The 12,998-nt window shown below is 49.8% G+C and carries 19 protein-coding genes; 6 read left to right on the top strand and 13 right to left on the bottom strand.

Translation table 11 applies throughout. The annotated features are described in order from the left end of the window. Positions 1 to 63: 63 nt before the first annotated feature. The 6 genes from ABNS49_RS06345 to ABNS49_RS06320 form a co-directional block, all read right to left on the bottom strand. On the bottom strand, positions 64 to 522 hold the full coding sequence (locus ABNS49_RS06345) for a pyridoxamine 5'-phosphate oxidase family protein (RefSeq protein ID WP_135979173.1): 459 nt from the start codon (positions 520 to 522) through the stop codon (positions 64 to 66). Then, positions 519 to 1,112 carry a histidine phosphatase family protein gene (locus ABNS49_RS06340; RefSeq protein ID WP_135979174.1) on the bottom strand — a complete coding sequence of 198 codons (594 nt, stop codon included), beginning with the start codon at positions 1,110 to 1,112 and terminating at the stop codon, positions 519 to 521. The genes ABNS49_RS06345 and ABNS49_RS06340 overlap by 4 nt, the downstream gene beginning before the upstream one ends. After that, a complete protein-coding gene (locus ABNS49_RS06335; RefSeq protein ID WP_277820717.1) occupies positions 1,063 to 2,043 on the bottom strand; it encodes a Sir2 silent information regulator family NAD-dependent deacetylase in 981 nt (326 codons plus the stop codon). The genes ABNS49_RS06340 and ABNS49_RS06335 overlap by 50 nt, the downstream gene beginning before the upstream one ends. Then, complete coding sequence (locus ABNS49_RS06330; RefSeq protein WP_135979175.1) at positions 1,973 to 2,761, bottom strand: protein-ADP-ribose hydrolase; 789 nt, start codon at positions 2,759 to 2,761, stop codon at positions 1,973 to 1,975. Before ABNS49_RS06330 ends, ABNS49_RS06335 begins: the two co-directional genes overlap by 71 nt. Positions 2,762 to 2,778: 17 nt before the next feature. Beyond that, positions 2,779 to 3,144 (bottom strand): nuclear transport factor 2 family protein, encoded by a 366-nt coding sequence (locus tag ABNS49_RS06325; protein WP_135979176.1) that lies wholly within the window; start codon positions 3,142 to 3,144, stop codon positions 2,779 to 2,781. A 96-nt stretch (positions 3,145 to 3,240) separates the two neighbouring features. Then, the gene (locus ABNS49_RS06320) at positions 3,241 to 3,690 is read right to left on the bottom strand and encodes an Rrf2 family transcriptional regulator (protein WP_135979177.1); all 450 of its coding nucleotides are present in this window, start codon (positions 3,688 to 3,690) and stop codon (positions 3,241 to 3,243) included. Between the two features lie 152 nt (positions 3,691 to 3,842). Here ABNS49_RS06320 and ABNS49_RS06315 point away from each other — a divergent pair, with 152 nt between their 5' ends. Together ABNS49_RS06315 and ABNS49_RS06310 are read left to right on the top strand one after the other, a co-directional pair. Then, a complete protein-coding gene (locus ABNS49_RS06315) occupies positions 3,843 to 4,556 on the top strand; it encodes a C39 family peptidase (RefSeq protein ID WP_168353491.1) in 714 nt (237 codons plus the stop codon). A 193-nt stretch (positions 4,557 to 4,749) separates the two neighbouring features. After that, positions 4,750 to 5,154 (top strand): hypothetical protein, encoded by a 405-nt coding sequence (locus tag ABNS49_RS06310; protein WP_135979179.1) that lies wholly within the window; start codon positions 4,750 to 4,752, stop codon positions 5,152 to 5,154. A gap of 42 nt (positions 5,155 to 5,196) precedes the next feature. Here the strand turns inward: ABNS49_RS06310 and ABNS49_RS06305 are convergent, their stop codons facing one another. The 3 genes from ABNS49_RS06305 to ABNS49_RS06295 all read right to left on the bottom strand — a co-directional run bounded on the left by ABNS49_RS06305 (position 5,197) and on the right by ABNS49_RS06295 (position 7,163). Further along, positions 5,197 to 5,505 (bottom strand): Txe/YoeB family addiction module toxin, encoded by a 309-nt coding sequence (locus tag ABNS49_RS06305; protein ID WP_289113987.1) that lies wholly within the window; start codon positions 5,503 to 5,505, stop codon positions 5,197 to 5,199. Beyond that, positions 5,499 to 5,783, bottom strand: a complete 285-nt coding sequence (locus tag ABNS49_RS06300) for a hypothetical protein (protein WP_135979181.1) — start codon at positions 5,781 to 5,783, stop codon at positions 5,499 to 5,501. The genes ABNS49_RS06305 and ABNS49_RS06300 overlap by 7 nt, the downstream gene beginning before the upstream one ends. A 99-nt stretch (positions 5,784 to 5,882) precedes the next feature. Next, entirely contained in the window at positions 5,883 to 7,163 is a 1,281-nt protein-coding gene (locus tag ABNS49_RS06295) for a helix-turn-helix transcriptional regulator (RefSeq protein WP_289108519.1), read from the bottom strand. Positions 7,164 to 7,450: 287 nt separating this feature from the next. Here ABNS49_RS06295 and ABNS49_RS06290 point away from each other — a divergent pair, with 287 nt between their 5' ends. The 4 genes from ABNS49_RS06290 (at position 7,451) to ABNS49_RS06275 (ending at position 9,999) form a co-directional block, all read left to right on the top strand. Next, positions 7,451 to 8,128 carry a hypothetical protein gene (locus ABNS49_RS06290; RefSeq protein ID WP_135979183.1) on the top strand — a complete coding sequence of 226 codons (678 nt, stop codon included), beginning with the start codon at positions 7,451 to 7,453 and terminating at the stop codon, positions 8,126 to 8,128. A gap of 660 nt (positions 8,129 to 8,788) precedes the next feature. After that, positions 8,789 to 9,001 (top strand): hypothetical protein, encoded by a 213-nt coding sequence (locus tag ABNS49_RS06285; RefSeq protein ID WP_135979184.1) that lies wholly within the window; start codon positions 8,789 to 8,791, stop codon positions 8,999 to 9,001. Then, the gene (locus tag ABNS49_RS06280; protein ID WP_135979185.1) at positions 9,001 to 9,555 is read left to right on the top strand and encodes a flavodoxin; all 555 of its coding nucleotides are present in this window, start codon (positions 9,001 to 9,003) and stop codon (positions 9,553 to 9,555) included. The genes ABNS49_RS06285 and ABNS49_RS06280 overlap by 1 nt, the downstream gene beginning before the upstream one ends. Before the next feature lie 72 nt (positions 9,556 to 9,627). Then, entirely contained in the window at positions 9,628 to 9,999 is a 372-nt protein-coding gene (locus ABNS49_RS06275; RefSeq protein WP_135979186.1) for a hypothetical protein, read from the top strand. Positions 10,000 to 10,017: 18 nt separating this feature from the next. Here ABNS49_RS06275 and ABNS49_RS06270 read toward each other — a convergent pair whose 3' ends face one another. From ABNS49_RS06270 to ABNS49_RS06255, 4 genes are all read right to left on the bottom strand, one after another. Further along, positions 10,018 to 10,221 (bottom strand): DUF6290 family protein, encoded by a 204-nt coding sequence (locus ABNS49_RS06270; protein ID WP_135979187.1) that lies wholly within the window; start codon positions 10,219 to 10,221, stop codon positions 10,018 to 10,020. Positions 10,222 to 10,325: 104 nt separating this feature from the next. Next, on the bottom strand, positions 10,326 to 11,582 hold the full coding sequence (locus ABNS49_RS06265) for a zinc-binding dehydrogenase (protein ID WP_135979188.1): 1,257 nt from the start codon (positions 11,580 to 11,582) through the stop codon (positions 10,326 to 10,328). A gap of 4 nt (positions 11,583 to 11,586) precedes the next feature. Continuing rightward, positions 11,587 to 12,522, bottom strand: a complete 936-nt coding sequence (gene pfkB, locus ABNS49_RS06260; protein WP_135979189.1) for a 1-phosphofructokinase — start codon at positions 12,520 to 12,522, stop codon at positions 11,587 to 11,589. Continuing rightward, the gene (locus tag ABNS49_RS06255) at positions 12,519 to 12,989 is read right to left on the bottom strand and encodes a PTS sugar transporter subunit IIA (RefSeq protein ID WP_135979190.1); all 471 of its coding nucleotides are present in this window, start codon (positions 12,987 to 12,989) and stop codon (positions 12,519 to 12,521) included. The genes pfkB and ABNS49_RS06255 overlap by 4 nt, the downstream gene beginning before the upstream one ends. Between the last annotated feature and the right edge of the window lie 9 nt (positions 12,990 to 12,998).

The following is a 12,998-nucleotide window of genomic DNA, read 5'->3' as shown; positions in this document are numbered from 1 at the left end:
AAGATGATTTTTCTGTTTCACAAAAAAGCGGAAGGATTCGATTCCTTCCACTCGTTTCATTTCTTATGGCCGGCATCTTGCCTTGCCGCTCCATTGCCGGATTGTCAGTTTGAACACCGCCGTGTCTTTCCAGGCGCGCTCCACGTACGCCTGTCCTTCCTCAAGCCGCTGCGGAGCGAATCGTTCAATCAGCGCAAGCAATCCTTTTTTCCTCTCGCGCTCGTCTTTCACGATTTCAATCGGCCCGTTGACAAGGATGCTCGCGTAGTCGGTGCTAAACAAGTCCGGCCGGTTGCGCGCGTGGTCGACCACGCAAAAGCACGCCTCGTTGTTGAAAAGGATATACTCGTAACGCAGCCCTTCCATGGCGCCATGCAAATACAGCGCGTCTTCCACCAGCACATAATTCATCGGCACGGCGTACGGCTTGTCGTTTCCGCTCAACGCGAGCACGCCATACGATCCCTTCGCCAAAATGTCCCGCGTTTGTTCCTGGGACAACGCGCATTTTTGTTTTCTCATGCTTCTTCCTCCAGTCCAGAAAAGTCATGGTTGACGGCTTGCACAAACGAAAACGCCTTCGTATCCGTGTCGTAGTCGTATTCGAACACCGCGCAGTTGTCGCAGTCCTGCTCGTCGCGCATTTTTGCGCCCATCAGCCACGCGTAAAAGATCCGCATGACCCCGCCATGCGTGACGCAAAGCACCGACGTGTGCTCCTCTTCCATCACCTCTTTGATTTTGGCCACGACGCGCGCTTCCACCTGCTCCAGCGTTTCCCCGCCATAGCGGGCAAAGTACGCTGGAAACAACTCGACCGGCGGCATCAGGCATTCAGGCTGGCCCTCAAATTCGCCAAAATCCATTTCCTTGAGCGCGTGGTGGCGCGTATACGGCAAATCCGTCACCAGTTCGAGCGTGTCCGAGCAGCGCTCGCTCGTCGAGCAGACGACCCGGTCGAACGCGATGCCGTTTTTCGCGAAGTATCGTTTCGCGATCTTCGCCTGCCTTTTTCCCTGTTCCGTTAGCGGCGCGTCGCACCACCCCTGGATACGGTGCCGCTCATTGAAGCGCGTCTGTCCGTGCCGCAGCATGTACAGTTTTTTCCTCATCCATTCCCCTCCTCGATTCGCTTCCAGTATACAACGATTCAAGGACTTCGTTCAAATCCGCGCGCAAAGCGAGCGTTCTCGATTCGATGGAGGCGGGAACGAGGATCTCAGCAGCGTCGATTGTCGCCAGCCTGGCGTTCGGGTTTTCCAGCACCCGGTTCCAAAACGGGTACTTGATGATGCCCGGTGTGTTGAAGCCGACCCCGAGCTCCAAAAACAACACCCTTTCCCCCTCGTGCGCGTCCAAAAACCGTCGATAGCGTTTCGCGGCCGCGCGCCAGCCATCGTCTTCGACAAACGTCGAATCGGATCGAAGGTTCATCGCCATCGGTTTTCCACACACCGGACAATGCGGAACGAGAACGTCGGGCACGGACATCGACACCGGACCGTTTGAAAAAAGACCGCCTTCCTCGTCGATCGCAAAGCCCTGGGCTTGCACCATCGCCCACATCGTTTTCTCGTTATCGTACGTCTTGTCGTGGCAAGGTGTCGAGCATTGAAACAAGCCGTAGTCGCCTTGCGTGTAAAACAGACGGTTCCTGTCGAACCCGGCCTTCTGAAAGCAGTGGTCGACGTTGGTCGTCAGCACGAAGTAGTCTTTGTCCTTGACGAGCTCGTACAACGCCTCGTATACGGGCTTGGGCGCGTCCATATACCGGTTGATGTAGACGTAGCGCGACCAGTACGCCCAAAACTCGTTCGGGCTGGCGAACGGATAAAAACCACCCGAATACATGTCGGTCAACCCGTAGCGCGCCATAAAATCAAAAAACGTCTGCTCAAAGCGGGTGCCCGCGTACGTGAAGCCGGCCGCCGTCGAAAGGCCCGACCCGGCGCCGATCACGATCGTGTCCGCCTCATCGAGCCACGCTTTGAGTCGCGCCAAGTTTTTGGCGGTAGCGCGCTTCGTCTTCCGCAGTAAACGCATCGAAAATCACCTCCAGTTTCGTTCCCGTTTCCCTTTGATACGCTTTGACCGTCTGGATCGCGATGTCGGCCGCCTCGTCAGGCGGAAAATGAAACTCGCCCGTCGAGATGGAGCAAAACGCGACCGAGCCTAAACCTTGCCGTTCGGCCAGCGCAAGGCATTGGCGATAGCACGAGGCAAGCTGTTCGCGATCAAGAGGGCTCAGCGCTCCGCGCACGATGGGTCCGACGGTGTGCAGGACATAGCGGGCGGGCAAGTTGAATCCGGGTGTGAGTTTCGCCTGCCCGGCCGGTTCCGGACGCCCTTGCTTTTCCATGATGGCCTGACACGTCAGCCGCAGCTGTACGCCCGCCTTCGAATGGATGGCGTTGTCGATGCAGCCATGGCACGGAACGAAGCAGCCGAGCAGCGCGCTGTTGGCCGCGTTGACGATCGCGTCCACCGCCAGCCGGGTGATGTCTCCGCGCCATACATACAATCCCGGTTCGACTGGTGTCAGATCGGCGATGGACACGACGCCGCCCTCTTCCTTCTCGTATTGAAGATAGGCGTCCTGGAGCGCTAAAAATTCGTCCGTTACCGGATAGGGCGGGCGCACGTTCATGAGCGCGCGAAACAGCCGTTTCTTTTCCGGCAGGGACGCCGGGATCGCGATGGATTCGTCGCATTCGGCCAGCCGCATCGCGATCAGCCGGTCGAGTCGTTGTTCCTGATTCATGAACTTGCCTCCTTTGTTTAAAATTTTCCGTTTGCATTGGCGGACCGCGATGGAATGGAAGCCATCACGTCCCAGTGTTCGGCGATCTTTCCGTTTTCGTCAAAGCGGAACACGTCAAAGGCGACTTGCTTGCCGGCGCCGGCAAAGTCATACACCGTATGCAAAAACACGTTGTCCCCATCCTCGAAGGCGCGGATGTTTTCCACCGTGGTTGGCGCGGGGGCCTTGGCAAGCGCTTTGACGCTGTCCACAAAAGCCGAACGCCCGGTAGCGTAAGACGGATTGTGCTGAATATACGAAGACGCGAGCAAATCGTATGCCTGTTTGGCGTCTCCGGTTTGGAATGTCGCGATGAGCGCGAGCGCTTTTTGAATCTTTGTCATGGGAACCCTCCTTTAATGTGTATATTCTTATTACATCGATAATATACGCCTTCTAAGATGTAATTTCAATAGTTACATTAACAAAAAAAGAAAAACTCACGATTGTGAGCTCTCTTTGGCGATCCATTGTTTCGTGTCGGCGACGACGTCTTGCAGCGTCGTCTTTTTCAATTCGGTTTCCAGCGCCGTCTGCGCCGCGTCCAGCTTGGGGTCGAGCACAAAATGAATGTTGCGTCCGACCGGGCATTGCCGGGACGGATCCTCGTGGAAGTGGAACAGGCCGTTTTCATCGACGGATTCGACGGTTTCGTACACGTCGTACAGCGTGATGGAATCCAGCGGTTTGGCGATCGTGGCCCCGCCGCTGCCGCGCTGGACATCGATCAGGCCCGCCTTTTTCATTTTAGACAGCAGGCGCCGGATGACGACCGGGTTGACGTGGATGCTTTGGGATAAAAAATCACTCGTCACTTTCCTGTCGTTTTGAAACACGTCCATAGCAATCAGCATGTGGACGGCGATGGTGAATCGGCTCGATATTTGCATAGGTTCCTCCTGTCTTTTTCGTTCCTATTCATTATACAACCCCATCGCTCTTTTCCTTAAAAAAAATGAGCTTTCGCCCACTTTGATCCGTTTTCAAAAGACGATTCCCCTTTTCCCAGGTTCGGCTTATAATGATGAAAAAGGAGAATCTTATGAAGAAAAAACTTTTATGGCTTGGTTTCACGATACTTCTGGCTGGATGCTCCAGCGCGCCCGCTCCAAAAGTGCCAACACCCGCCCCTTCCGCGATGAATGAACCGGTTGAATCCGAAGAGCCATCCGAGCCGGTTTTTGAACCCGAGTCTTTAGCTCCGGCGACTTCCACGATCTCCATCCAGCCATTCATGCAGGAAAATAGCTATTATTGCGTCCCGGCCTGCGTACAAAGCGTTTTGGCGCTCCATGGCGTTTCTCTTTCTCAAAGCGAGCTGGCCAGCGAGATGCGTACCGATCCGGTCACCGGCACCGAGTATGTCGATTTGGCGCGCGTCGTCAACCGCTACGCCTTTGGTGTCGAACAGCCCGGAACCGGCGAGCCTGGCTATCGGGTGCAAACGGTCGCCATTCACGAATCCGATCCAAACGCCAAAGCGCTCTTTTTCGAGCGGATCCAAAACGACTTGAAAACGAACGATCCTGTGTTTTGCGCCATCGACCGCCAAGGTGTTTTTTCTGAATTGTCCTCTGCCAATCACATGATTTTGGTGATTGGATGCCAAACCAGTCCCGATACGAACGAAATCGAGTCGTTCACGCTGTTCGACCCCTATCCGTATGAAACGCATCCTGAAGCCATATTTACCGTTTCCCCCGATTTGTTGTGGAAAAGTCTCGTTCAAAACGTGGAACCGGCGTATATTTGGTAGGAAAACATCATGTCAAACCGTCTGAAAGTCCCTTTCTTATGGATTGGGGCTTGTTCTATTTTTATTTGGATAAGCGACAAAAAAGCGTCTTTCGTCTTTTTTAACCTGTTTTAAAAACAAAAAAATTATTCCTATATATTTTCAATAAAAATGGAAGTATAATAAAAAGGTATTGAGAAAGGAAGAGAGTAAAATGCTGAAACGTATGATCCATCATGGCGTACCCGCGCTGCTTTTTTTCTTGGCGATCGGTGTGATCGCGTTTGGACTCAGCATGTCAAAATCCCATCCGCCTGATTTGATTGGCTCCTTCCAGCCTTCCGAAGCTAATTCGGACTTTCTCACTTTCGAAAAGGACACGTACATCTTTTACGAGTATAAGTCCCTTCGCGCGACCGAGGGCCGCTATGTGCTTGTCGGCCACACGATCACGTTTAAAACCGGCCCGCTGAAAAACATCCAGGCCACCATTCATAAAGACACGATCACGCTTCGCTATCCAAACGACCAAACTCAAACGTACCAAAAGGTTTCCGAGCTTCCGATACGGCTCCAGCCCGACGACATGAATCCCTGGACGTGGAATGAAGAATTGTGAAATGGCAGCCGGCTTCGACCGGCTTTTTTCTTTCCAACCCGATCAAGCGGTTTCCGCTTCCTTTCTCTCTTCTTCCGGAACGCGCTCGTAGTGCGACCAAAGCGACAAAATCTTGATTTGACGGCTTTTTTCCTCCACAGCGTAGACGAGTCGATGCTTGCGGTTGATGCGGCGCGAATACAAACCCGCCAAATCCCCTTGCAGCTTTTCATACGCCGGCGGCCGCTGGTATGGATTGGCGCGAAGGATATCAATGAGCGCCTTCGCCTTTTGATCCAAAAACGCCGCTTTCAGTTTTTTCGCGTCTTTCGCCGCCTCTTTCGCGTAGAAAATCGTGTACACGCCTACCACTCCACTTCCGATTCTTCCAAAAATTCAGCGTCTTCCAACGCGGCCAAAATCTTGTCTTTCAAGCCCGATTCCTGCGTGATTTCCACACTCGCCAGCAGTCCCCGGTACATTTCCTCGCTCAGCAGCACCGCGTTTCCTTCCGGACAGGCAATTTTAACCGCCTGGTCTTGCGCGATCGTCTGTTTGACTTGTTTTAGGCACTCGGTTTGAAACTTCTCCACATCCATCGTCAACATGGCTTTCACCTCGATTTCTTTTTCTTTCTTCCACCATAGCAAGCTTTCCCCCTTATGCCAAACCATTCGCCAACCAAAAAGAGAAAACCCGTTTCGATCCAACAAAGTTTCCTCTCTCTTTCCTATACAACGCCAGCCCATTCAACATCTTGTCAAAAACGCGATGTAATCCTCTTGGATTTCCATTCGTTTCGCATCCAAACCCGTTTCCTTACAGAAATGGATTAGGAACTGGTACACGATTTCCTCGGATTCCCGTTCGCGCTTTCTTTGATCTTCCTTAAGAACTTCCAAAGCCATTTTTAAAACCGTTTCGATTTCTTGTGAAAAGACTGCGTGAATCATTTTACACAACAGGATTTCCTCTTTTGTTTTGGCATATGGCTTTATATCCACCAAAGCTGATTTTGCGCGTTCCTGCTCATTCAGCATGTATAGACACAAAGGCGCGTAAACAAAATTAGAAAGCCCATGTTGAAACGTTTCTCTTTCCTTCCTCATTTGATCCAGCGCTTTTCTATACTCCCCCATCACACATAAAACCAGAACTTCGTTTTGCACGACGCAAAACCGCAAGTACGGATCATCCACGTATTCCATATTGGAAAGCAAGGCTTCAAAGCGGGCATATGCGCTACTATAGGCTCGTAAAGAAATTATTCCTACCGCTTCCAAATTATCAAGATACAACGCCCGAATATAATTGTGTGAAGCGTAAAACTTTTTACGTACCTGTACGCAATGTTCATATACCGCAAATGAAGCTCCGCTTCTCATCCACTCCATAATTTGATAATACTCAATCAACGCTTCCAGCCCGAACAGCTCTTTCTCGTCGACAAATTCCAGCGCTTTTTCAAAGAACCGCTCCATATTACCAAGACGTAGATTCCATCTCCCCTCCATTCCCCGTATCATATACAAAAGCGCCTTCTCGTCGTTGGATAAACAATTTTCAATCAAAACCAGTGAGCGAAATAAATCATCGCTTTTTTGATGGTCCATCACAACCTGAATAAAGTATTGAATCAGTTCCCCGACAAAGCAACCGTATGTGTTTTTCCAGCTTCCTTCTAGCGCCTCAAAACGTTCTCGAACTTTTTCCTGTTTCTTTTTATCAAAACGTAAAAAACAATCCACGATTTGAGCGAGAATTTCTTTCATTTCGAAAAACCGATTCAAATCCGTGTCAAATTGAATGTCATATTGATGTAAAAACCGGTCAAATACATCTTTTTTCATCATGCGAATGCCATTTTCCATTTCACTCAAATTCCCTTTGGACATAAACAAGTCTTTGGATACGTTTTCCAGTGAATATCCCAGCTCTTTTCGCTTCCGCTTTTCAAAAAAGCCAAAAAAGAGAGGAGAAATATCATCTTTTAGTTCTCGAAATTTAATATATTGTTTATTTTTATTCATATTTCTATAATACAGTTAGAACCCGGGAAAAAGAAAGGGGAAACTTTATGAGGCTGTTAAAAAAGGGTATTTTACTCTTGGCTGTCCTGCTTCTATCGTTCGGAGGAGTCGATGTACAGCCAAAACCATGCCTAAAACACAACACCAAGGACTTCTGTTGGCTTGAAAAATCAAGTCGAGGAAAAGAACTTGGTCAATAACATCCAATCTTTATAAAAGAGCTCTTTGTAGCTTTGTTAAATTTCAAAGCTTATATTTGCTACAAAACTAATTAGAAAGAGAATATCATGAAAAAAATCTTATTATCACTTTTGTGCATGTCTTTACTATCTTTTAGTAATCCACAGTCCATCAAAGCTCACCATTCAAACATCGAGAATGCGCAAACATATGTATTAAAAAGCAATGATGAAATCATTGAAACAGATTCATCAGCAGTTTCATTTGGCGAAAAGCTAAATTACGATGTAATCACTATAAAAACCATTCAAGAAAATAGTGGAAAGAAAGATTTATCGCAATCTCAAGCCATTACTGTATCCCACTATTTTCTTAATGAAGAGCAGTCTAGAATGGCACAATCTGCTACATTATCGGAAGGTGTTCTATACTATTCTGCAGTCGCAAGAGCCACAATAAATTATGATACGATTGTTAGTGATTTCGGTATCAAATATGGAGTTTTAAAAAGCGCATCTGGTTATATTTCCAATCTTGATTCTGGGGTTCAAATTCTTAGACAAAGTATTGTACTAGGAACTTGCGGATCATGCGATGGAAATCCATGGCTTGACCAGTCAACAAGTCCAATGAATGTTGTGGGACTAAATTGGGGCACCTATTATGGAGGGGCTAATTGGAAATATGTAAGCATGATTAGTTCTCATCTGATCGGAGTAACCAATACAATCACTCTCAAACATGGATCAACCACCTATACCGACACTATTCAATTTTCTGTATAAAATTTCAACCAATAGATTATAAACAAAAAAAGATAAAGTTTAGAATATATTCTAAACTTTATCTTTATTAAATTATCTAAAAATTAAAAAGGAGATAAAAATGAAAAAATAATTATATTCTTAATTCCTATTCTAGCCTTTTTTGTCCTATTATTGCTAGTCCCTTCTTCACAACTCTATTCTCCAAACAACCGTGTTTTTTTTCATACACTTTTTTGTGATTTATTCATTTCTTTAACGTTATTTATACTTATTGATATTTGGAAACAGCAAATAAAATCTTTCTTTTTACCAAAATCTGTCGCTTATGCATATCAAATAGGATTATCTCTCTTTTTTATTGGTGCTTGGATTTTTTGTTTTTTTTCAACAGTTCCTTATGCTTTATTTGCTAAAAATTATATATATATGTATTTGTTTATTTAATATATAGCACTCTATCAATACGTTTTTCTAATTTCTCTAAACAATAATCTCCTCATTCCTCCCAAAAAAGCCAAAAACGGGGAAAGAAAAGCCATTTTTGGCTTCTTACAATTAAATCTTTATCTTCTTTTTCTTATATATTTTATAATAAAATTGAAATTATAAAAGGCGTTAGAATAAACGCATAAATTCATTGTTTTCATAAAATAATTCTTTCAGAAAGGAGCTGAGCTTATGAAAAAGTACATATGGATCTTCGTTTTGATCGGAGCGATCGTGCTTGGAATGATCGTGTTCAGCTTCTTTGGCGGCGCCCCTCGCCCGATTGAAGTGGAACCGGTCGGCGAGCAAACGGATCGTGTTTCCGATATGATGGAAGATATGGATCTCTTTTCCTCGGAAAAGAAAGCGACAAACGAAATGATCGAAGGAACGGTGGGATACTGATGAAAAAACTAGGAATGCTTTTACTCATGGCTGTGTTCTTGAGCGCGTGCGGCAATGTTTCGCCTTCCAAAAGCCTCGTCGTCTACTATTCGAACAACGACGAGATCGAAGCGCTCGCCACGCAAATCGCCAAGGACTCCGATTCGGAGCTATTCCAAATCGTGCCAAAGAAAGACTACTCCTCCCTGAACGAGAAAATCGAAAACGACGAGGAACTGTCCGTTTCCGAAATCGAGGATTTGCAGTCGACCAACGTTTTGCTCGAACAAAGCGTTCCCGACCAGTGGAGCCAATGCGACACGGTGTACATCGGATTTCCGGTCCAGTCAATCACAGCCGCCCCGGCTCCCGTATCCGTGTTTTTGAGCCAGAACAACCTCAAAAATAAAACGTTCATTCCGTTCACGATCGGAACGCAGGACGCGCTCGACCACGCGAAAGATTCGCTCACGTTTGACGGCGCCCGCAAAGGATGGGAAAGCGGAAAAGCCTTCTCGCCAACGTACACCGACGCCGAAGTCAAGAAATGGGTCGAAACTGTCAACCAGCAATAAAACACCGCTTGACCGCAAGCCGTTGTTCCGGTTTGCGGTTTTCCGCTCCAAAAAGAAAGGGGACTCCTATTGATGAAAACCTGGAAAAAAGTGCTCGTACTCGCCATGCCGCTCGCGCCGCTCCCCGTCGCGTGGCTCTTATTTCCACTGCCTTCGATTGAAATGGACCACACGCTTTTCTTCCAGTCCATCGGGCTGGAAGCTCTGACCTGCCTGTTCACGTTCGGCCTCGTCAGCGTGTGGAAAAAAAGCGCGGCACGCCTCGTATTGCCTTCCCGGCTCGTTTGGGCGTACCGCCTCGCTCTTGCCACGCTGTTTATTGCCCTCTGGCTTGGGTGCCTGTACGGTTCCACATACGCCATGCTGTTCGCCACAAGACGCTTGTACGTGTTCTTCTACATGGCGTACGCGACCCTCACCATTTCCATTCCCACAACCGGCTGACGGCCGGTTTTCTCTTGCCTACAAACCAAGCTCTTTGGCCGTATACGTAACCGGATCAGCCTCGTATTGCCGTTTCGCCTCTTCGTATACACGCAAGTCGTACTCGTCCTCCATCTTTTCCTGAATGAGTCGACACACATACTCGGAAACACACATGCCCTTCTCTTTGGCGGCTTCTTTCACTTGTTCTTCCAAAACCGGATCCAACGCGATCGAAAACATCGGATTTCTCCTTTCCCTCTGCCTCCATTGTATGCCCTTCTCTTCTTTTTCCAAACAAAAACTCCCGGATTTTCCGGAAGCCGTTTGTTTGATTCTCGTTTTGTTTACGCCGCGTTGAAATGCTCCAGCAGCATCTTTTCCGCCTGCGCCGACCACAAGCCCTTGTTCGCCTTGCACACCGCGTCCAGTTCCTTAAAGAACGGATCGGTCTCGCCCAGCTTGCCAAAGTCCTCGATCGCCGTCATCGGCATGTCGATATGCGTGTACACAAGCTTTTTGCCACCCGGCACGTTTGGCAAATCCTTCGTCGTCTCCACGACCGAATCCAAGCCACCCACATGCGTGATCATAACCGCCGAGTTGATGAGGCCCGCGCTGTTTTTGTCGATCGCCTCTTTCATGTCGTCGATCGTTCCCCCCGTGCTGCCAATGATCTTGCTGCGCGAGTAGTGGCAGTCATACAAGTTCACATCCGCCGAGAATTTCGGATCCGTCGGCCCCGCGAACAAGTTCATGCACCCGTCGTACGCCATGATCTGGTTGCCAATCTCGCACACCGCCTTGTTCGGGATGTACACAAACACGTCGTCGTAGCCTTTGCCATCCGTCAAGTCCATCAGTTCCTTGACCTGGTCCTCCATTTTCGCCGTGTTGACATAAATGAGCTCCACGCCATGTTCCTTCGCCTCTTCCTCGCTAATGACTTCGCGCGCTCTGGCGATCCGGTCGTCGTTCACCTCTGTTACGACGATGCGTTTCGGCTTGTTTTCAAACGTCAAGCCATACGAAATCGCGCCCAGACCCATCGGACCGCAGCCACCCAAAATAATGAGGTTGCCGCCTTCCTTCGTCCCCATGATATGCTTGTAGCCGCCCGGCTCCGTATGGTAGTTCGTGTGGTAGCCACCAATACAGCACGACACCGGCTCCGCCACCGAGCTGGCAAAATACGCGTCACCATCAAACGTCCACAAGCAGCCCGCCTCGATAATGTCATTCGGGAAAATGCAGTATTCCGTGTCGCCCCCGCACCACTGGTACGAGTAGCCCGGCGACTCCATCTGGCCCGGAATGGCCGGCTGCTGGGCGAATTTCTGTCCCGGCTTGAACTTGTCCTGCCATTTTTTTCCTACCTTCACGATGTCGCCCGCGAACTCGTGCCCGATAATGATCGGGTTGTCAAACACGTCGTTTGGCACGCGCTTGTGCTTCTCGCCCTGCTTCACCGTCTTCCACGTCGACATGCAAATCGAATCCGAAACGACCTTTACCAAAATCTCATCGTCCTTGATTTCCGGCAGCTCAAACGTGTCCAGCCGGATATCGTCCACTCCATACAATCTCACCGCTCTTGTTTTCATCGTTCTATCCCTCCAAGTTCTCGATTTTCACTTTTGTCTTCAATGTTTCCACCACGCCGAGGCCGGCCGGCTGCGTTCCCGCCGTCGTGCACGCCCCCGCGCTTGTCGCCATCGCCAGCACCGCCAGCTCTTCCAGCGCGTCGCCACGCTCCAGACTAATCGCCAAAGCGGCCACCATCGCGTCGCCCGCGCCCACGCTCGAGTTCAACTCGATTGGCAGCACCGGACAATACAACGTGTCGGTTTCCGTCAAAAAGATCGCGCCCTCGCCACCCATCGAAATGGCCACCAGCTTCGTATCCTCGTTCAACAGCTTTCTTCCAAGCCGCGCCGTATCCAACGCGTTGTCCGGTTCTTCGACGCCAAAATACTGCGCCAGCTCGAAGCGGTTTGGCTTCACCGCGAACGGACCCGCCTTGATGCCTTCCCGGAACAAGTCGCCGTCCGCGTCCAGCAGCACCCGGATGTCCGTTTGCTTCAAATCGTCGATCATCCGCCGGTAAATGTCGCTTTCCACTCCCGGCGACACGTTGCCCGACAACACGACGATCGAGCCCGGCTTGGCCGTCTTCTCGATCAACGCGATCAACGCGTCCACATCTTCCGGTTCGATGCGCGGCCCCGCCTCGTTGAGCTCGGTGAGCACCATGTCCTTGTTAAGCACCTTCAGGTTCGTGCGCGTGTTTCCCTCCACCCACACGAATTGATTGGCGATTCGCAGTTCGTCCAGCGCGTCCTCGATCATCCGGCCGCCCGCGCCCGCCAGAAAGCCGGTGCATACGCTCTCGAAGCCAAGCGCCCGAATCGTTTTCGACACGTTGACGCCTTTGCCGCCCGCGTCCTGCCGCACATTTTGCAACCGGTTCAAGCCGCCCACGATCAATTCGTCGACTTGCGCCGTCTTGTCGATCGCCGGATTGAATGTCACCGTCAAAATCATGCCGCGTCCCCCGCCAGCACGGAATGAATGTATTCCGGCGTGCCGTTCACGACTTTTTCCACGACATCCATGTCGCCCAGCTTTTCCGCGATGTTTTGCAGGATGCCCACATGCTCGTCGGTCGTCGCCGCGATGCCGATAACAATCCGCACCGTGCCACCGCCCCACGCGATGCCTTCCGGGTAAATATCAACCGCAAGACCCGTCTTTTTCACAAAGTCCTTCACTTCGTACTCGCCATGCGGAATGGCGATGTCGTTGCCGATGTACGTCGTCAGGGCGTGGTCGCGGTTGAGCATGCCTTGAATGTATGGCTCGTCGATATAGCCCGCTTCTTTCAAACGGCCGCCGACGCTTAAGATCGCCTCGTCGCTTGTCGCCGCCTTTTGGTTGACGCGAATGTTTTGCACCTCGAGAATTTGCGGCTTTTCATTTTTTTCTTTTTTCTTTCTTTTAAACAATGCCATGATGATATT

The organism is uncultured Dubosiella sp. (assembly GCF_964018005.1).
GTDB lineage: Bacteria > Bacillota_I > Bacilli_A > Erysipelotrichales > Erysipelotrichaceae > Dubosiella > Dubosiella muris.
This window is presented reverse-complemented; position numbering and strand designations above follow the sequence as displayed.

Bases quoted from the DNA above. Each gene is read 5' to 3' on its own strand.
- ABNS49_RS06345 (WP_135979173.1), bottom strand. From the start codon at position 522: ATGAGAAAACAAAAATGCGCGTTGTCCCAGGAACAAACGCGGGACATT.
- ABNS49_RS06340 (WP_135979174.1), bottom strand. From the start codon at position 1,112: ATGAGGAAAAAACTGTACATGCTGCGGCACGGACAGACGCGCTTCAAT.
- ABNS49_RS06335 (WP_277820717.1), bottom strand. From the start codon at position 2,043: ATGCGTTTACTGCGGAAGACGAAGCGCGCTACCGCCAAAAACTTGGCG.
- ABNS49_RS06330 (WP_135979175.1), bottom strand. From the start codon at position 2,761: ATGAATCAGGAACAACGACTCGACCGGCTGATCGCGATGCGGCTGGCC.
- ABNS49_RS06325 (WP_135979176.1), bottom strand. From the start codon at position 3,144: ATGACAAAGATTCAAAAAGCGCTCGCGCTCATCGCGACATTCCAAACC.
- ABNS49_RS06320 (WP_135979177.1), bottom strand. From the start codon at position 3,690: ATGCAAATATCGAGCCGATTCACCATCGCCGTCCACATGCTGATTGCT.
- ABNS49_RS06315 (WP_168353491.1), top strand. From the start codon at position 3,843: ATGAAGAAAAAACTTTTATGGCTTGGTTTCACGATACTTCTGGCTGGA.
- ABNS49_RS06310 (WP_135979179.1), top strand. From the start codon at position 4,750: ATGCTGAAACGTATGATCCATCATGGCGTACCCGCGCTGCTTTTTTTC.
- ABNS49_RS06295 (WP_289108519.1), bottom strand. From the start codon at position 7,163: ATGAATAAAAATAAACAATATATTAAATTTCGAGAACTAAAAGATGAT.
- ABNS49_RS06290 (WP_135979183.1), top strand. From the start codon at position 7,451: ATGAAAAAAATCTTATTATCACTTTTGTGCATGTCTTTACTATCTTTT.
- ABNS49_RS06285 (WP_135979184.1), top strand. From the start codon at position 8,789: ATGAAAAAGTACATATGGATCTTCGTTTTGATCGGAGCGATCGTGCTT.
- ABNS49_RS06280 (WP_135979185.1), top strand. From the start codon at position 9,001: ATGAAAAAACTAGGAATGCTTTTACTCATGGCTGTGTTCTTGAGCGCG.
- ABNS49_RS06275 (WP_135979186.1), top strand. From the start codon at position 9,628: ATGAAAACCTGGAAAAAAGTGCTCGTACTCGCCATGCCGCTCGCGCCG.
- ABNS49_RS06270 (WP_135979187.1), bottom strand. From the start codon at position 10,221: ATGTTTTCGATCGCGTTGGATCCGGTTTTGGAAGAACAAGTGAAAGAA.
- ABNS49_RS06265 (WP_135979188.1), bottom strand. From the start codon at position 11,582: ATGAAAACAAGAGCGGTGAGATTGTATGGAGTGGACGATATCCGGCTG.
- pfkB (WP_135979189.1), bottom strand. From the start codon at position 12,522: ATGATTTTGACGGTGACATTCAATCCGGCGATCGACAAGACGGCGCAA.
- ABNS49_RS06255 (WP_135979190.1), bottom strand. From the start codon at position 12,989: ATGGCATTGTTTAAAAGAAAGAAAAAAGAAAAAAATGAAAAGCCGCAA.